Annotated in this window: 14 protein-coding genes, 1 pseudogene and 3 riboswitches; of the genes and pseudogenes, 10 read left to right on the top strand and 5 right to left on the bottom strand. The window is 51.8% G+C overall.

Annotation, left to right across the window (positions count from 1 at the left end):
• Nucleotides 1-22 precede the first annotated feature (22 nt).
• Nucleotides 23-128, bottom strand: a riboswitch (glycine riboswitch).
• Between the two features lie 3 nt (nucleotides 129-131).
• Nucleotides 132-234, bottom strand: a riboswitch (glycine riboswitch).
• 185 nt (nucleotides 235-419) lie between these two features.
• A riboswitch (glycine riboswitch) is annotated at nucleotides 420-542 on the top strand.
• Between the two features lie 170 nt (nucleotides 543-712).
• Entirely contained in the window at nucleotides 713-1,102 is a 390-nt protein-coding gene (gene gcvH / locus MHH82_RS18490; RefSeq protein WP_036660848.1) for a glycine cleavage system protein GcvH, read from the top strand.
• A gap of 112 nt (nucleotides 1,103-1,214) precedes the next feature.
• On the opposite strand, the gene MHH82_RS18485 is transcribed toward gcvH, so the two are convergent.
• A complete protein-coding gene (locus tag MHH82_RS18485) occupies nucleotides 1,215-2,132 on the bottom strand; it encodes a DMT family transporter (protein WP_036660846.1) in 918 nt (305 codons plus the stop codon).
• A 101-nt stretch (nucleotides 2,133-2,233) separates the two neighbouring features.
• On the opposite strand from MHH82_RS18485, the gene MHH82_RS18480 reads away from it, so the two are divergent.
• The 6 genes and pseudogenes from MHH82_RS18480 to MHH82_RS18455 all read left to right on the top strand — a co-directional run bounded on the left by MHH82_RS18480 (nucleotide 2,234) and on the right by MHH82_RS18455 (nucleotide 11,768).
• A complete protein-coding gene (locus MHH82_RS18480; RefSeq protein ID WP_051425306.1) occupies nucleotides 2,234-3,682 on the top strand; it encodes an aminotransferase-like domain-containing protein in 1,449 nt (482 codons plus the stop codon).
• Nucleotides 3,683-3,854: 172 nt separating this feature from the next.
• Nucleotides 3,855-5,042 (top strand): annotated as a pseudogene (locus MHH82_RS18475) (NAD(P)/FAD-dependent oxidoreductase).
• A 38-nt stretch (nucleotides 5,043-5,080) separates the two neighbouring features.
• Entirely contained in the window at nucleotides 5,081-5,941 is an 861-nt protein-coding gene (locus MHH82_RS18470) for an RNA polymerase sigma-70 factor (RefSeq protein ID WP_340967250.1), read from the top strand.
• A 250-nt stretch (nucleotides 5,942-6,191) separates the two neighbouring features.
• A complete protein-coding gene (locus MHH82_RS18465; protein WP_340967248.1) occupies nucleotides 6,192-8,261 on the top strand; it encodes a catalase in 2,070 nt (689 codons plus the stop codon).
• Between the two features lie 253 nt (nucleotides 8,262-8,514).
• Nucleotides 8,515-9,801, top strand: coding sequence for a histidine--tRNA ligase (locus MHH82_RS18460; RefSeq protein WP_145038083.1), 1,287 nt, complete (start codon nucleotides 8,515-8,517; stop codon nucleotides 9,799-9,801).
• A gap of 179 nt (nucleotides 9,802-9,980) precedes the next feature.
• Nucleotides 9,981-11,768 (top strand): ABC transporter substrate-binding protein, encoded by a 1,788-nt coding sequence (locus MHH82_RS18455; protein ID WP_340967247.1) that lies wholly within the window; start codon nucleotides 9,981-9,983, stop codon nucleotides 11,766-11,768.
• 49 nt (nucleotides 11,769-11,817) lie between these two features.
• Here MHH82_RS18455 and MHH82_RS18450 read toward each other — a convergent pair whose 3' ends face one another.
• Both MHH82_RS18450 and MHH82_RS18445 read right to left on the bottom strand, forming a co-directional pair.
• Complete coding sequence (locus MHH82_RS18450; RefSeq protein ID WP_036660837.1) at nucleotides 11,818-12,027, bottom strand: hypothetical protein; 210 nt, start codon at nucleotides 12,025-12,027, stop codon at nucleotides 11,818-11,820.
• 156 nt (nucleotides 12,028-12,183) lie between these two features.
• Nucleotides 12,184-13,107, bottom strand: a complete 924-nt coding sequence (locus MHH82_RS18445; protein ID WP_340967244.1) for a cation diffusion facilitator family transporter — start codon at nucleotides 13,105-13,107, stop codon at nucleotides 12,184-12,186.
• A gap of 251 nt (nucleotides 13,108-13,358) precedes the next feature.
• On the opposite strand from MHH82_RS18445, the gene MHH82_RS18440 reads away from it, so the two are divergent.
• Nucleotides 13,359-14,462 (top strand): threonine aldolase family protein, encoded by a 1,104-nt coding sequence (locus tag MHH82_RS18440; RefSeq protein ID WP_340967242.1) that lies wholly within the window; start codon nucleotides 13,359-13,361, stop codon nucleotides 14,460-14,462.
• Between the two features lie 42 nt (nucleotides 14,463-14,504).
• On the opposite strand, the gene MHH82_RS18435 is transcribed toward MHH82_RS18440, so the two are convergent.
• Together MHH82_RS18435 and MHH82_RS18430 are read right to left on the bottom strand one after the other, a co-directional pair.
• Nucleotides 14,505-14,918, bottom strand: a complete 414-nt coding sequence (locus tag MHH82_RS18435) for a hypothetical protein (RefSeq protein WP_015735843.1) — start codon at nucleotides 14,916-14,918, stop codon at nucleotides 14,505-14,507.
• Between the two features lie 248 nt (nucleotides 14,919-15,166).
• Entirely contained in the window at nucleotides 15,167-16,447 is a 1,281-nt protein-coding gene (locus MHH82_RS18430) for an XRE family transcriptional regulator (RefSeq protein WP_340967239.1), read from the bottom strand.
• Between the two features lie 451 nt (nucleotides 16,448-16,898).
• Here MHH82_RS18430 and MHH82_RS18425 point away from each other — a divergent pair, with 451 nt between their 5' ends.
• Nucleotides 16,899-17,639: a TetR/AcrR family transcriptional regulator gene (locus MHH82_RS18425; RefSeq protein WP_340967237.1), complete on the top strand. Its 741-nt coding sequence runs from the start codon at nucleotides 16,899-16,901 to the stop codon at nucleotides 17,637-17,639.
• Nucleotides 17,640-17,665: 26 nt separating this feature from the next.
• A complete protein-coding gene (map, locus tag MHH82_RS18420; protein WP_036660831.1) occupies nucleotides 17,666-18,412 on the top strand; it encodes a type I methionyl aminopeptidase in 747 nt (248 codons plus the stop codon).
• The last annotated feature ends 210 nt before the right edge of the window (nucleotides 18,413-18,622 follow it).

The following is an 18,622-nucleotide window of genomic DNA, read 5'->3' as shown; positions in this document are numbered from 1 at the left end:
CGCTCGTTGCGTAATCCTTCTGCTCTGTCCTTTGTACCTGAGAGTTACCCCACATGTCATGTTAGTGTTGTGTCAAGCGTGTGTGAGTTTCCCCGTGGGTGATTCCTTATTCAGAATTCTCTCCAGAGGTGCGTCCGGTAAAGGTCCTTTTGCCTGAGAGATTCACCGTGTGATCCGGCTTACTCCTTCGGCGCTACCTGTCAGTCTGTCGGTAATCTCTCCCAATACCATCATCCGCGTGAAACATATTGAGTTGTCATCTTCCTACGTTCTTGTGATTATTATAAACGTGCCTCTCCATAAAGTGTCAACCTTTATTTCATCAAAAATTTGTTCATGTTTAAAATTTTTGTTAGAAATCTTGACATCGACTCGTCCCTGTTTTATTCTGTGGGAGAATAAGCCAACCGAATATGCGAATGACGATGGATGGGAGAGACCGCTAACGAGTTGGGGATAACCCGAGCGGCACCGAAGGAGCAAACCGTTATGCCTGCCGGGCTGACGAGTAATCTCTCAGGTAAACGAACCGCCATCCGACGCAGCTCTGGAGAGTGCGCAAGCCACCCAAGGGGAAAGATCGAACCGTTAAGAGGCGGCCGATCACAAACTCTCAGGTACCGAGGACAGAGAGAAGGCGAAAGCCTTTTTTCGCGTCCTTTTTTTCATTCACCTTAATTTCATTTTTTTAAGAAAAGAGGAGTATTCGAAAATGAGCGAAATCAGAGAGAATTTGGTGTACAGCGACGATCATGAATGGGCATTGAGGGTTGATGGGAATGTGGTGCGCGTCGGTATTTCCGATCATGCGCAGTGCCAGCTGGGCGATATCGTATTCGTAGAGCTTCCTGAGACGGGCGCTGCGGTTTCCGCAGGCGATAGCATCGGCACCATTGAGTCGGTCAAAACCGTTTCGGAGCTGTATTCCCCTGTTTCCGGAACCATTACGAAAGTGAATACCTCCTTGGAAGACCAGCCTGAGCTTGTGAACGGAGAGCCGTATGAGGGCGGATGGATTATGGAGGTAGAGGTGGAAGGCGATCTGGACGAAGCGCTAGGCAAACTGCTGACCGCGGATGCTTATCGTGCCAAAGTGGATTAGGGATCGTAACATAACAATAGAAACGCATAGCATAACGGCTGCGACACGTAACGAGAATTACGGGTCGCAGCCGTTTCCGTTTGTCCATTCATTCGGGGAACCATGCCACGCTTTATCCTGAGCTTGATGCCATGCGGCGCGACATGAAACGTGTCCGGAGCTCAGGCAGATTCACGATCAGAATCCCGCCGATAATGAACAAACTGCCTAGGACCGAATAAAGTGAAATCGTTTCGCCGTACAGAAATGCACCGAGTCCCAGCGCGATGATCGGCGACACGAAGAGCCAGGTGGACGGGAAAAAGGCATTCGTCGCTTTTAGCAGCCAGGCATACAGGCTATGGCCCAGCATCGAGCCGACGATTGTCAAATATAAGACGGATCCTATGGCCGGCATCGTTGTCAGCCCAGTCCATTGCCCGCGTTCACTGAACAAGGATAGAAGCAATAAAGCCAAGCCCCCATGCATCATCTGCACCGCATTGATCGTAATCGGCGAGATATCCGGCATGTCAAAGGACAGTTTGCGGGTAGCAAGCGAGCCCACGCTATAACCGATTTCGCCTATAAGGATGATCATGCAGCTCAGAATCCAGATGAGGTCGCTCCCGATCGCCAGCTTGGGCATGATGAGCACGCACACGCCCGCAAATCCGACCGCGCAGCCCCAGTAATCGCTGCGTCGGGCTTTCTTCCGCATGACAACGGATTGAATCATCAGGATCATCATGGGGCCCGTAGCCGACAGCATGGCGGCAATGCCAGAAGCTACATGCTGCTCGGCCCAATACAGCGTCGCAAACGTCAGAAACGTGCTGGTCATCCCGATCAGAAGGAATTCCTTGCGCAAGAGCAGGCTCGGTTTTGCCTTGCGCTGCAATATCATCCACAGGAAGATGAAGGCGCCCGCCAGAAGAAATCGAAGCCCCGCCGAGAGAAATGGCGGCAGCCCAGCCTCCACGCCGATTTTGATCGCGAGAAACGTGGTGCTGAAAATGGCGCACATTAATAAGTAGTTAAAAATAATCATGCTGCATCCTCCTTTTTCTATACTATAATAGGTAGTTAATAGAACAGATTTGGGTCTGATAGAACAGATGCGCCTGCAAATAGATCAGGGGGAAAGTACGGATGAAGCTTTCGATGATGGATGAAAAGGCAGGAAAACGAACATTGCAGCAGCTGGTTTATGACACCATTGCAAAAGGCATTGCAACAGGGGAGTGGAAGGAGTCTGACAAGCTGCCGTCGGTTAGGGTTATGGCGAAGCGTTTGAAGGTTCATCGATTAACGGTGTTGAAGGCTTATCAACAGCTGTTAGAGGATGGCATCGTGGAAGTGAAATATAAATCAGGGTATTTTGTGGCGAGTAAGGCAGAAGACGTTTCGGCGGAATCCCTTGCATTCAGCCCGCCTTGGGAATATCAGGCCAGATCGCTGTACGTCAATCGCAGCCGCTTGTCCGACATTCACAGGCATCAGGTCGATTACCAGATGTCGGAAGCGCTGATCGATCCTGCGCTGCTGCCGAATGCATTCTTGTCCAACCACGTCAAACAAGTGTTTGACATGTATCCGAAGGTATTAAGCACTTATTCTTCGGTGTCCGGAGATTTGGAGCTGCGCGAGGAAATGGCCCGGTATTTCATGGAGAAGCAGGGCATAGCGGTTCATCCGGAAGAACTGCTGATTACGACGGGATCCCAGCAAGCGATTGATCTAATTTCGCGTTCGCTCGTCAAAAGCGGAGATGCTGTATTGATCGAACGGCCGACATACAGCCCGGCGATTGATGTTTTTGTTCAGCAAAATGTCAATCTGCTCCCCATCGAGATTACGCCGCAAGGATACGACCTGGAACATATCGAATATATGATGCGGACGGAGAAGCCGAAGCTGTTCTACATGAACCCGACGTTTCAAAACCCGACAGGATATACGGTACCGGCAACGCAGCGCAAGGCGCTGGTTGAACTAGCCGAACGATATGAATGCATTCTGGTGGAGGATGAGGTTTATCACGACATTTATTTTGGAGATCCGCCGCCGCTGCCCTTTTTTTATTACGATACCGAGGGTTACGTCATTCATATTCGAAGCTTCAGCAAATACGTTGCCCCTGGCCTGCGGATATCGGTCCTGGCCGCACGTCCGGAGCTGATGAAGGTAATCGTACCGGTTAAGGCGCTTTCGGACAACGGTACGCCCTTGTTGACGCAAAAGATCTTTCAGCATTATTTCTTCTCCAGCAGGCTGCAGGAGCATGTGGCCAAGCTTCGGATTGCGCTGGAGCTTCGAAAAGCGAGGATGGAGAACCTGCTGGCGGCTACGGATTGGAGCTGGAGCAGCCCGGGAGGCGGCTTGAATCTATGGATACGGCTGCCGGAAACGATCAACGTGGATGCGTTATTGCAGCAATGCTTGGCGGAATCGGTAGCGTTTGTTCCCGGACGGATATGCGATCCGCTGGATCGGATGGAATCCTGGATCAGGCTTAGTTACTCTTATATCAGCGAGGTTCAGCTGGATGAGGGAATACGTCGCCTCGTTGAGATATCGGACCGTGTGAAGCAGGATTAGCGCAACATATTGGCATGATTTTAAGGAGGAATCGGACAGCAAAGAGAGTTTTTATGGGACTTGCTGATGAAGAGCAGTCAGTTCCCTTAAAAAAGGTTGGCAGTCATGTCACAAAAACAGCCCCCTTCTCGTGTTATGTGCAAATCGCATAAACCAAAGGAGATGGGTTGTATTGATAAAGGATTTCACATGCGTTGTCGTAGGGGGAGGCTTTGCCGGCATACATGCCCTCAAAGCCATTCATAAAGGCTGCCAGAAAGGGCTGAACGGAAGAAAGCTGCGATTGTTCCTTATCGATCAAGGGTCCGCCCATGTGCGGAAAGTGCTTTTATTCCGCCCTGCCGTTAGTGGGGAAAGCATAACCGTCCCGTGGGAACAGGTCATGCCGGAAGGCACCCGCTTCATACAGGGCAGGGTGACTAACATTGACAAGGAAAGCAAGCTGCTGAACTTGGAAGACGGCAGAGGGCAGGAGCATAGGATGGAGTATGATGTCCTTGTGATGGCGATTGGAAGCGTCGTGCGCCAGGCAGCACCGGAACAAGGCGGCATATCGCTGACAGGCATGGAAGCGGCGGAACGTATCCGCGAACGCTGGCAGTCCAATCTTAGGCTTGCGGCAGCAGAAACGGATGCGCAATAGAAGCAGCGGCTGATGAGCATTGCCGTTGCCGGTGCAGGCATTACCGGAATCGAGACGTCGGCCGAGCTGATTCACGCGATGCGGGCTGAGGCGGGTAAGCTCCGTTTAGACCCGGCACATATTCAGGTGCATCTGTTCAATGCTCAGGATCGCTTGTTCCTCGAAGGGCCTGCCAAAGTAGGGAAACGGCTTGAACGATATCTAACCGAGCTTGGCATAGTCCTTCATCAGGGGAGAAGAGCGCTTAAGGAGGAACAGGGGAAGCTTCATTTTCTTGAAGGAGCTTCCATCCATGTCGGCCTTACGGTGTGGACGCTTGGTCTGGCTCCGAACCCCGCGCTGCTAGGCCTGGGGCTGCCCGTGACGGCGGACGGGCAGATCGTTGTCGATGAAAGCTACCGTGTCAAGGATGCGCCGGGAGTATACGGCATCGGCGATTGCGCGCATGTGGTCGATCCCGTAAGCGGTGCCGCAGACCGGATGACATGCAAGGAAGCGATTCCGCAAGCGGCGCGGCTTGGCGGCATCGTGCAGGCGGATGTAACCGGAACCCCAGCCGCCAAGCACAGGAGCGTAAATGAAGGGTATACGGTTGGATTGGGACCCGGACACGGCCTGGTGTGGTCACGTGCCTGGGGAATGGATCTGATGATCACAGGAAAGCTGGCTTACAAGGTCAAATCGTTCATGTGGAATTATTCCAGCATGGTTCGTTAGATAAGGGACAATCCTGCTTGAAAGGATGTAAAGACGGTATGTTAGAGCTGTATGAACAGTATAAGGGTCTTCTGTTTCATCTGGCGTATCAAATGACCGGAACGGTTACGGATGCAGAGGATGCGGTACAGGATGTGTTCGTGAAGGTCCAAAGCCTTCCCATCAAACAAATACGGGAGCCCAAAGCCTATTTGTGCAAAATGGTGACGAATCGCTGTCTCGACGAGATCAAGTCAGCCAGAAATCGGAGAGAGCAGTATTTCGGTCCTTGGCTTCCCGAGCCGATTCCCGAATCCTACGGCGAGGCCTATGAGACCGTCGAGAACCACGAGCTGCTCTCTTATGCCATGCTGGTTCTGCTCGAACGTCTGTCTCCTTCGGAGCGGGCCGTATTCGTCCTGCGGGAAGCGCTGGGATTCGATTACCCGGAAATCGCCGGGCTGATCGATAAAACCGAGGCCAACTGCCGCAAGCTTATGAGCAGGGCAAGAGGAAAAATGGGGATCACGGAGGAGGACCTGATTGGCGTAGGGTCCGTCGAGGAGGAATGGGTAAAGCGATTCTTCACGGCCCTGTCCGAGGGAAACGCCGAACATGTCCTGTCCCTGCTGGCGGACGATGCCGTCCTTCTGGCCGACGGCGGCGGTAAAGTGATCGCGGCGGCAAGGCCGGTCGAAACCCGGGAGCGGGTTGCCCGTTTTCTTAGCGGCATTCTGCGCCAAGCACTGCTGGAGGATGGTGTTGCGCCGGAGATCGAGGTCAGGGAATTGAACCATCAAACTGGGGTTGTTTTCCGGCAAGCCGGGAACGTAACGGGCGTCGTTTTCTTCAATATCCGGAATGGATTGCTGCAGGATATCTATATCGTGAGAAATCCGGATAAACTGACAGGGATTTAAGCCATTACAGTTTTACATTGCGGCCGACCTCTGAAGAGGGAGGCTGCTTTTTTTATTGACAAGGGAAAGACGTTGAATGTCCCGGCGCTAAGCCTGCAGCTCGATTGCATGAGCTTTTTATGAAGGTCGCATGAAACTGGATTCGTATTCCATATTGCAGGGTAATTAGATGACGGGTTCGCAAGCGGACCTGTTACCAAGGGAAACACTCGTCAGAGACACATCTACTACATACCAGGAGGTTCCGATCATGGACAATTCAAATTCCAATTCGAATGTCAACAACAGCAACAACAAGACGAGCAAGGACCAACAGCTGGAACAATTTACGGTAGACAATGACGGTAAGAGCTTGACCACGAACCAGGGGCTTACGGTCTCTGAGGACGAGCATTCGCTTAAGGCTGGCGAACGCGGTCCGACGTTAATGGAGGACTTCCATTTCAGAGAGAAAATGACGCATTTCGACCATGAGCGAATTCCTGAGCGCATTGTGCATGCCCGCGGTTTTGGAGCCCATGGTTATTTTCAGTTATATGAATCGATGAAAGATTATACCAAAGCCAAATTCCTGCAGGATCCTTCCGTCGTGACGCCCGTATTTGTCCGGTTCTCGACGGTGGCGGGCTCCAGGGGCTCAGCCGACACCGTGCGGGACGTGCGCGGTTTCGCAACTAAATTTTATACGGAAGAGGGCAACTATGATCTGGTTGGCAACAACATGCCTGTATTCTTCGTACAGGATGCGATGAAGTTTCCCGATTTCGTTCACGCGGTAAAGCCCGAGCCCCATAACGAGATTCCGCAGGCGCAGTCCGCTCACGATACGTTCTGGGATTTTGTAGCTAACAACACGGAAAGCGCGCACATGGTGATGTGGGCGATGTCGGACCGTTCGCTTCCGCGAAGCTTCCGAATGATGGAGGGCTTTGGCGTGCATACCTTCCGTTTCGTGAACGAGGAAGGAAAGGCGCATTTTGTGAAATTCCACTGGAAGCCCGTGCTGGGCACTCATTCTCTCGTGTGGGACGAAACGCAGAAGCTGGCAGGAAAGGATCCCGACTTTAACCGCCGCGACCTATGGGATGCCATCGACACGGGGAACTATCCGGAATTCGAATTTGGCGTTCAAATGATCGGGGAGGACGAGGAATTCAATTTTGATTTTGATATCCTCGATCCGACGAAGATATGGCCGGAAGAGATCATTCCGGTCAGAATCATAGGAAAAATGACGCTTAATCGCAATACGGATAATTTCTTTGCGGAGACGGAACAGATTGCATTCCATCCAGGTCATGTCGTGCCCGGCATCGATTTTACCAATGATCCGCTGCTGCAGGGACGTCTGTTCTCCTATACCGATACGCAGCTGTCCCGTCTGGGCGGGCCGAATTTCCATGAAATTCCGATTAATCGTCCGATTGCACCGGTTCATAACAACCAACGGGACGGAATGCACCGCATGACCATCAATAAGGGGCCGGTCAGCTATCATAAGAACGGCATTGCGGGCAACACGCCGAAGCCCGTTCCAGCCGAACGAGGCGGCTACGAGCATTATACCGAGAAGGTGGAGGGTCGCAAGGTGCAAGCCCGAAGCGACAGCTTCAAGGATCACTTCAGCCAGGCGGCTTTGTTCTGGAACAGCATGTCCGAGGTGGAGAAGCAGCATATCGTATCCGCATTCCAGTTCGAGCTTGGCAAAGTGCAGCGGAAGGAGATCCGCCAGCAGATCGTCGACCTGTTTGCGAATGTGGACAGCGAACTCGCGACAAGAATTTCGGAAGGGTTAGGAACCATTCCTCCCCAAACCAGGGGCTCCGCTTCCCAAGACTCCTCTCCGGCTCTCAGCATGATGAACACCGCGAAGCTCCCGTTAACGCGCAAGGTGGCTGTGCTTGCAGGCAATGGATTTACGGACGAGCTTCCGTTCGTGCTTGCGCAGCTTCAGCAAGCCGGCATCATCACCGAAGTGGTTAGCCCGAAGCTTGGCGTCATTGCAGGCAAATCCGGCGGAGAACTGGAAGTGAAACATTCGCTCCTGGGGGCGGATTCCGTGTTATTCGACGCGGTGCTTGTCGCGGGCGGGGCGCTAAGCGTGTCAGAGCTCCTGACGGAGCAGAAGGTGCTGGACTTCATCAAGGAAGCTTATCAGCATTTCAAACCGATCGCGGCCATCGCCGAAGGAATGAATCTGCTTCCGGCGGCGAGCGGTGAAGGGATCGTGGTCGCTCAAGAGAATGAGGATTCGAAGCTGTTCGGCCAAGCCTTCATTGATGCGATTGCGGCCCATCGCCATTGGTCCCGAACCATCTAAGAGGAATTGCCCTTGAATATATAGATCAGCTGCGCTATAATTCCCCTTAATCAATGGCTTAAAGTGAAGGGGATTATGACATGAACAGCATCAAATCGAATCAACTTCATCATCACAAGCAGCGTTAGCACGCCTGTAAATCTACAGGGCGGGCTAACGCTGTTCGCGTTGGCCTCCCTGCCGCATACCAAGCGCGCGGGACCATGAGGTCCGGCGCGTTTTTTATTTTCTCGGGACGAAAGGATGAGCAGCGATGCAGAACGTAAAAGGGACATATGATTATTTTGGACAGGAACAGGCTGTAAGGAGAAAGGTGCAATCGACGCTTCGCGAAGTGTTTGAATGTTACGATTACGCGGAGATGGAGTCAACCATCCTGAATGAATTGGAACTGCTGTCTTCCAAGTACGCTGGAGGAGAAGAAATACTTAAGGAGATGTATCAGCTGACGGATCAGGGAGCGCGACAGCTGGGGCTGCGCTACGACCTGACGATACCGTTCGCCAAGGTGATCGCGCTGAACCCAGGCATCAGCCAGCCATTCAAGCGATATGAGATGGGGAAGGTATTTCGGGACGGCCCTGTCAAAAGGGGCAGATTGCGGGAGTTTCTGCAGTGCGACGTCGATGTGGTGGGGGTTGCGGGTCCGGAAGCGGAAGCGGAGCTGATGCAGCTCGCAGTCGAGGTGTTCCGAAGACTTGAAATTCCGATCGTCCTCAGGTGGAACAATCGTGGCTTTCTGGGTGAACTCCTGGGAGCTATGGGCGTACCGGCCGACCTAAGTTCATCCGTCATGTTGACACTGGATAAGCTGGACAAGATCGGGAGGGAAGGGGTTCGGAAAGAGCTCGCGGATAAGGTGATTGATCCGGAAATTTGCCGCCGCGTCCTGAGCTTCGTAGATCTCAAGGAACCGACGTTTGAGCAGATTACCAGAACATACAACCTGGAGCCGGGGCGGGGCGCGCGCGAAGTTCAAATCCTGCAAAGCCTGCTGCAGCGTGTCGGTTTGCAGGACATCTGCGTATTTGATCCGTTTCTTTCCCGGGGTTTGTCGTTTTACACGGGAACCGTTTACGAAATTTACGACGCGTCCCATGCTTTTCGTTCAAGTCTGGGCGGCGGCGGCAGATATGACGCGATCATCGGGCAGCTTGTTGGACGGGAAGATATGGCATATCCGACGGTAGGGCTTTCGTTCGGCATGGAATCCATCATGGAGATGCTTCGGGACCGGGTGGTTGAAACGAACAGGCCACACGTTGTGGTTATCCCGATAGGAGAAGCTGTCCCGGAAGGATTGATGGCTGCTGCGGCACTTCGGAATCGCGGGATTCGTACCCGATTGGCTACCCAGCGGCGCAAATTGAAAAAGACCTTAGCCTCCGCTTCGGCGGAAGGCATCCCTTATGCCATTCTGATCGGCGAAGATGAAGCGGCGGCTGGCGTGCTTCGATTGAAGAACATGTCCGACGGCATGGAGCTTACTTTAAAATTGAAGGAAGCGGAGGAGTTCATAAGCCGGAACTTGATGGCTTGATATGAAACGAAGGGCTTCTGTTATGTAACAAGGATGTGCAGTTTAAGGCTAACGGTTTAGGGGAATGGAGCCGTTCTTTTTTGAATATAATGGATTTCTACCGAAAAGGTACTCGCGCTCGAAACGATCTCCAAGTAGAATAAACGTATTGGATTTTACCAAGGGGGGAGCGGATCGCAATGCTGTACGAACAATTTTTCATGCTGCACCGGAAGCTTGCTGTTAACGCTCCAGTCCATACCGCTACGGAAGTGACGCTTGAGCAGATTGCCGACACGCTTTATTGCACGACGCGCAACGCGAAGCTCGTTTTGCGCAAGCTCGAAGAGAAGGGCTGGATTCTATGGAAAGCCGGACGCGGGCGAGGAAACCGGTCCAAGCTGACCTTTCAAGCGGATCAAGCAGAGCTGCTTCAGGAAGCGGCACAGCAGCTCGCGGAGAAAGGGGAATACAAGCAAGCCTTTGAGCTGCTTCGTACCTACGGACAAGGCATTCGGACCAACGACTCCTACGTGGAGTGGATGAACGGGCATTTTGGCTTTTGCAAGGAGATGAAGGAAGGGGAGGAAGAAGCCAGGGATTCGCTGCGGCTGCCGGTTTATCGGCTGATCGAAACCTTGGACCCCGCCGAGTGCTATTACAGTTTTCAAGCTCATATGATCCAGCAAATATTCGATCGATTGGTGGTATACGATAAAGCAAAGGATCAATACATGCCTGTGATTGCGCATCATTGGGAGAGCAGCGAGGATGGAACGAGCTGGACGTTTCATCTTCGTAAAGGGATTCTGTTCCATGACGGCAAGGAATTAACGGCCGAGGACGTAAAATTCACGGTGGAGCGCTTGGGTCAGGATCGACGGAATGCTTGGATCGTGCGTGAACTGCACAGCGTAGAGGCGGTGTCGCCCCGCGAGGTCCGTTTTATCCTGAATAAGCCGAATCGGATTTTCATCCGGTTTCTCAGTTCCATATGCATGTCCATCGTGCCTAAACATCTGCTGATTCACGATGAAGAACAGTTCTGGAGGCTTCCTGTCGGAACGGGGCCCTTTCAGGTGGTTGAATGGGCCGAGGAAAGGCTGACCATTCACGCGAATGCCCACTATTATCAAGGGCGGCCGCATTTGGACAGCATCCAAATCATTATGATGCCGGAAGATGCCGAGCATTGCAACGTCAGTTGGGAGCGGCTGCTGCAGGATTCGGAGCAATTCGGTCATGGCGGCGACCATCATGCTGTGGATATCATAGAATCCTCCGAAGGCTGCACGACTTTGATTACATGGAATATGAAAAAACAGGGGCCGTTTCAATCCGTCGAATTTCGCCGCGCATTCAATCTGATCCGGAACCGTTCGGAGATGATCCGGGAGCTGGGCGACAATCGTCTTTATCCGGCCAGAGGGTTCATTGTGGATGAACAAGCGCCTTACCGCAAAGACCGTTATGATCCCGAGTTCGCCAAGTCGCTGCTGAGACAGTCGGGTTACGACGGTTCCCCCGTCATCATGGCAACGCTGGCCAATCATATCAAGGATGCCGAATGGATCCAGAATCAGTGTGCTTCCGTTGGGATTTCATTGATGATACGGGAGATACGTATGGATACCATGCTGCATCCCGACGTGGTGAACAGTATGGACTGCATTTTGCACGGCTTAGTTCTTCCGGGCGAAGAAGTATGCATCATCGAGAATTACGAGCAGGAGGGCAGCATTGTCAAAGAGTTCCTGGATCCGTCCCTGCAGGATTGGGTAAAAGAATGCATCGATGACGCGCTTGCCAGCGAACGGTGCGAGGAGCGGTTGAGCATTTTATCGAACATCGAGGAGAGGCTGCGGGAGGAAGCGCATGTATCATTCCTGATTCATACAAGATTCTTCGCAAGTTTGCATCCTTCTTACAAGGGAGTTGTCATTAATAATCTGGGATGGCTGGATTTTAAGCAGATCTGGCGGGCGTGATTCCCGTAAAAAAAGAGCAAGCGCGTACAACGGCGCTTGCTCTTTTGGCTTATAAGGTTTTTGAATGGGTTTTTCGTGATCTCCGCTTTCGAAAGAACCCGTAAAGCTTATCGATAAGTCGACGATTCCTCGCATTTAACTCCGATTCACCAACACCGATCTCATCATGAATAATGAATCTTCCTTGACGATCCAGTTCGTCCCAATGTGCTTGCCGATATTCATTTAGCTTCTCCAGCGTATATATATCGTTATTCATGGCAACCTCCCTATCAGACATTCAGGATTTCGTGGTAACTTACGTAGAATGTCTTGATAGTCTCATTATGGAGGTCAACCGAGCTTGTAAAAAGTGTAAACCTCGGCAGCCCAATTTCCCCTTTTCATGAACGGAAAGACTGCCGTAGGAACCAGATCACACTTTATTTTCTTTATGAGTGATGGCGCTGTTCTCAATCTGGATGGTTGAATGCTCGATGTGGAATCGACTTTCCAGAAGATCAATCGCTTGTTGAAGGATCTCATAACCAGTCACGTCATCCTTTACGACAAGATGGCAGCTCAAGGAGTCGAAATTGGACGTAATCGTCCAAATATGGAGATCATGGATGCCCGTGACTCCTGGAATGGACAGCAGGGATTTCGTTACCTCATCAGGGTTAATCGCTGCAGGTGCACCCTCCATCAGGATATGAACGGTATTCTGTATAATTCTCCAGGCGCTTTTCAGGATCAAGATCGAAACCAGAATGGAAATCATAGGATCTGCAATATACCATCCAAATGCAATCATGAGAATCCCGGCGACAATAGCACCTACGGAGCCAAGCGCATCGCCGATGACATGAAGGTAGGCGCTTCGCAGGTTCACATTGTTCTTCACATCGCCCATCCGCATCAAGAACCAGGCACTCAGAAGATTAGCCAACAAGCCGATGGATGCAATGAGCATCATGCTGCCGCTGGCAACCGCCGGCGGGTCATCAAAGCGTTGAATCGCCTCCCAGACGATAAAGCCGGCGATGACAAACAGAGCGACGCCATTTAATAGTGCTGCCAGTATTTCGAAACGGTAAAAGCCGTAGGTCTTGTTCGGCGATGAGGGCCTTGCGGCAAACCATAAAGCGATCAGACTAAGCAGCAAAGCGCTGGCATCGCTTAGCATATGGCCGGAATCGGATAACAGGGCCAGACTGTTGGTAAGCAAGCCTCCCACAAATTCTAGAATCATAATGCCGAGCGTGATGATCAGGGCGATGGCAAGACCTTTCTTATTCCCTGAGCGGGCGTGATCATGGTGACTGTGGTCATGACCGTGCTGGTGGTTGTGATGGTGCATAATCGAAAACTCCCTTCAGATAACCATAAGAATGTTGAACGAATGATTCAAAAAGCTGAGTAAATTTCAATATGAACATATGCTCATATACAATGTTATTTCAGACTTCTCCTATTGTCAAGTTTTTCCGAAAAGTTAGGTCATCAAAATTATTTTTCACTTGCTCATTTATCTAGTATGCTAAAAGGGTGGTTCATTCAATGTAAAGAGATTAGGCTTAAAATCAATGAAACAAGGGGAGTTATTGCGACATGGGAGAACAACGAAAATCGCTTGGCGAGTCTTACGGCGAAACGGCATACCCATTGATTGGCCATAGCCGCAGGAATGTTGAAGTGCTGCTCGAGGCATTTCGCAGCGCGGATGGGTCGCAGATGGGGGATACATACGGCAAGGGTGCCATCATCGAAGAGTTTCAGACGCGAATGGCAGAGGTTCTGGGTAAGGAATCGGCGGTATTCTTTCCCAGTGGAACGATGGCGCAGCAGATTGCTTTGCGGATCTGGTGCGATGATGCGGATCTGAAGCGAGTGGCGTATCACCCGCTTTGCCATTTGGAGATTCATGAGGAGGACGGGCTTAAAGAGCTGCATCATATCGAACCGATTCTGCTTGGCGATCAGGAGCGTTTGATTACGCTTGAGGACGTGCAGCGTTTGGATCGTGACATTGCATGTCTGCTTCTGGAATTGCCGCAGCGTGAAATCGGAGGGCAGCTGCCTGATTACGCGGAGTTGGAGGCCATTTCGGCCTATTGCCGTACTCAAGGCATCAAGCTGCATCTGGACGGGGCAAGATTGTTCGAGATTACACCGTATTATCAGAAAACGGCTGCAGAAATCTGTGCTCTTTTTGACAGCGTGTATGTATCTTTCTATAAAGGCATCGGCGGGATTGCCGGCGCCATTCTGGCCGGCGGGACCGATTTCACGGCAAAGTCCAAAGTGTGGAAGAGAAGGCATGGCGGCGATCTGGTCAGTCTTTACCCGTATATTATCAGCTCGGATTATTATTATGCGGAAAGAATAGGCAGCATGGGCCGGTATTACGAAGAAGCCAAAGAGCTCGCAGCGATGTTCGGCCAGTGCCGAGGCGTGAAGACGAAGCCTGCCGTGCCCGTATCGAATATGTTCCATGTGTACTTTGAAATGGACAAGGAACAGCTGGAACCGATCCTGATTGATGTGTACCGTGCGACGGGCGTCGGATTGGTCGCTTATCTGAACGAGGCAGGGGAAGCTCAGTGTTATTCGGAAGTCAACATCGGAGAGAGGTACGGCAAGACGCCAAAAGAGAGCATTCACGAAGCCTTCCGAATGTTGAACGAAAAATTGCAGGAAGCTGCAGGCATATAACAACAAAAAGGACCTGATTCAGGTCCTTTTTACGTGGCGCATTCAGCTTATCAGCCCCATATAGACCAGTTCCGATGGATTGGCTGGATGCTGAGCGAGGCCGATGGTATCACCGGCTCTCGGAATTTGCAGTTTCGATACGAGCGTTTCCAGCGTTTTGGTATATTGCTTTCCTCCGTTCTCTGTGACATCCAGTTCAAGGATGACGACCGGATCAAAATTGATCAGCTTTCCGGTATCCCGTACGGATCGTACGTGGGCGGTCGCCGTTAACGAAAGGGCGCCGGTCGCTGCCATCTGTGCCTGTTTCGCTTGCTCCAGACTTTGATTGATGGCGTGTCGATGTTCTTTCGGCACTAAGCCCTTCATCATCATACCCGTCAAACCTTTGTTCATCATTTGATCTGCTTTCTCCAGCGCATCCTGCGGACTTTTCTTTTTGCTAAACCATCCCATAATCGAGCACCTCGCTTAGAAGAATTATTTATAATTCAATGTTAGCCTCGGGGAGCTGTGGCGACAATGGTTTGGCAAGGAAACAAAACTTCGGGCAATATGATGGAATGAACTTGATCGTTTCGGAGAAACTTTTGCGGTATTCATAGGGTTCAATCAGGTTGATTCGGTTGCAAAGCAAATGAACGGTAAGTCATGACGAAAGTTTTGCGAATGAAGGTGGTCGTTTCGACCTTCTAACGCATGAATTATTTGTTTCGAAGCAGGTAGACCAGCTTTTTATAATAAACGGTGGACTCCTTGTATTTCCTTGATTCCTCCGATACGGCCGCCAATGCTTCATATAAAGATTCTAGTCGCATGGTGAGCTGAGCGGATTCGTAATACGGCAGGCATTTCAGGGCATACTCCATAAATTCTTCATGGTGTCCATGAGCCAAAGCGAGCTGGCATTGATAAAAAAATGCGGACATCTCTTGATCCGTTGTCAGCTCTAACGATTTGAGCTCTTGTATGTACTGGGTTAATAGCCCCCATTGTTTTTGAGCCGCAGCCGACTCGCAGCGGTAAATCAATAGGATCGGACGGAATTGCTCCCGTACCTCCGCCGATTCCCGTTCGAGAAGTTCCGCAAAGCGCCGGATTTCTTCCTCCGCTTTTTCATGCTCTCCCTGCATCGTCAGCATGATGATCCGGTTGTTCATGATGGTGGATAACATATTCCCCTGGTTTACCGCATACACCAGATTGGCTTCCGCCATCGAGAGGGTGACCAGCGCTTCCTGATACAATCCCATCGAGTAACAATAACCGCTGTAAGCGATGTACAGATCGGTCAAGCGGTGAAATAGCCGTTCTTCATAAACGCGTCGCATCGTTCCATCAAACACCTGCTTGGCCTGGTCGTATAACTTCAAAAAAATGCTGGCCTCCATCTTGAAGTTTTGCGTAGTCAGCCATAAATCGGTCCCTTCCCGCACATATTCGCTTAACCGGTTCGCGTGGCTTAAAGCCTCATGATAACGGTTTTTGGACCGGTAGAATTGGATTTTGTAGAAAAGCATCGCTTTCTTCGCAGGCAGCGGGAGCTCGGCATCATCGGGGCGCCCATACTTCTCGAGGTAAAAATTCAGGTAGTTCTGGTGCAGGTAATCATGGGATACCGCATCATTCACTTGTTGGTAATAGATGGATTTCATCAAAGCTACGGTGAGCTCCACCGTTAAACAGTCATGGCGATCCGGTAGATCGTGGATACGCTCTTCTGATAGAAGCGAAGCCGCTTGGGAAAGCTCTTCAAAAATGCGATTTGCGGTCTCCAGCGTATCTTGATCGGTGTTTCCAGCCTCCAACAAGTAGGTAGGAGGCACTTGAAGGCGCTGAGCCAGATGCCCGGCAAGATCTTCGGGCAAAGGATATCGTTCGGCAAGGATGTTCGCAAAGTGGGCGGTGGTCACGAATCCTTCAACCAGCTCTTTGCGGGATATTCCTTTCTTCTTGCACAAGTAGTCAATGCGTTCTTTTAACACGGTACAGGCTCCTTAATCACGGAATTGTTGGGAAGAGTATACCATGCTCGGCGTCCGCCGGCCGGAATGAACGTTTAAATGAGGAGAAAGGTCCTAGTATTAAGATTCTGAAATAAAACGTGCTTTGGCCCCAGCCTGGGGATTAACAGAATTTATGGCCTGTAACGATCAATCGGTGCTTGACCGGAAGAGTGTATGCGGGTGCGTAAAAGCGGGGAAATATCTAAAGGTTGTTGGTGACCATGATTTGAGTTTTGGGACCGTTTAAGCGCCTTGAGTAACGTTAGCGCAGCAATGTTCTAAACAGGTCGCGCGTTTAAGGCTAACCCATGGTCAAGCACCGATGGCTAGGCTGAGGCGCAAATCCTCCAGCTAAACTCTTGTTATTCGCAAGCTGATGTTTTATATTGACATAAGAGTAGGTCAAAAATAAAAGAGGTGAACGGACGAGATGACTCCACGCACGAAGGAACAAAACGAAGAGATCCGGCTGCGGCGTCTGGCGCAAATCCGTAAAGCCGCTGCCGATGTGTTTTTGAATAAAGGGCCTTTACTGGAAATCCGCGATGTGGCTGCGCAGGCGGAACTCGGCTATGGAACGGTATACCATTATTACAGCAATAAGGGCGATTTGCTCCACGATCTCCTGTGGGACGCATTGGAGCGGACCGGGGAATGGCTGGAGGTCCCGCTGAACGCCCCTCCGAAGGTCTTGTGCGCATCGGCTTCGGGAGAGGCGCCTGCGGGCTGGCCTTTGGCTACGGCGGCTGACATCGGTAACTCGGCTGCCGCGGATTCCCGCAGCACAAGCCTCGAAACGGCCGCTGGCGCAGAGCTAAGCCCCGTCGCCGCCGCCGGCGTCCGGCTGCTGCAGTTTTGGGCGGAGGATCACGCCCTATTCCTGCTGCATAAGCTGGCCGGTGAGGGCTTTGCCGCGCTGCCTGAAGCGCGCTCGGCCCCGCTCACGGCCGCCTTTCGCCGGGAGGTGCTCGCGCCGATTGCCGCGCTGCTGGAAAGCGAGCGTGCGGCGAACGAGGCAGCCGCTGCCGTAGCAAACGCGGCGGAGCCGCCGTATCGGCTGCAGCGCGCGGAAATGCTGCTGGCCGCCTTGGTCGGCTGCGCCTCGCTCTCGCTTCGACGAGGAATGCTGCACGAGGAGGCCAGGGATATCGTGCGGTTTTTAAAACTATAGAGCTGATAAGGAGCGAATAAACATAGATGATCATTTTAAAATCACCTAGGGAAATCGAAGAGATGAAGCCGGCGAGCCAAATCGTTGCGGACTGCTACCGCGAGGTGGCCAAACTGATCGAGCCCGGGATCACCACCCGGGAGATCAATGACTTTGTTGCCAGACACATCACCAAACTGGGCGGCAAGCAGTTTACGAAAGGGTACAACGGCTTCCCCGCCGAAACCTGCACATCGGTCAACGATGTGGTAGCCCACGGCATTCCTTCGAACCGGGCGCTGATGGATGGCGACTTGCTGAAGCTCGACATCGTCGTGGAATACGGCGGATGGTTCGGCGATTCGTGCTGGTGCTATCCGGTGGGCAATATCCGGCCGGAGGCGCAAAAAATAATGAAGGTGGCAAAGGAATGCCTGGATCTGGGGATCGCCCGGGCACTCCCCGGGGGCCGGCTTGGCGATATAACGTCGGCGATTCAACAACATGCGGAAGCGAACGGGTTCTCGGTCGTACGCGATCTGCTGGCGCACGGGATCGGACGGAGTCTGCACGAGGAGCCGAACTACGAGCATGTCGGCGTAGCCGGCAAAGGCATTCGGTTAAAGGAAGGCATGGTGTTTACGATTGAACCGATGATCAACGAAGGTACGTTCCGTATCACGATCGACGACGATCAGTGGACGGCGAGAACGGCCGACGGCAAGCTGTCGGCGCAATATGAGCATACGATCGCTATTACGTCGGACGGACCGCTGATTTTAACGGCCCAGTAAGCTTTTTTTACATTCGTTTGTCTACTAGGTTGCTGGGTAGGTGTGGGATCGGGAGAACTCGTCATCTCGTTATTTGAACCTGACACAAGGGAAATCGAATTTGTTACAATAGAGGGAAGGGAATGCTTTGTATCATCCAATCGGGCGAGGTGAAAATGATGATGGCTCACGTTAGGAGCACGACCGTTCAAGTGGTTAAATCAGGCTCCG

The organism is Bacillus sp. FSL K6-6540 (assembly GCF_038007545.1).
Note: the sequence above shows the minus strand (reverse complement) of the source record. Positions and strands in the feature narration are given on the sequence as shown.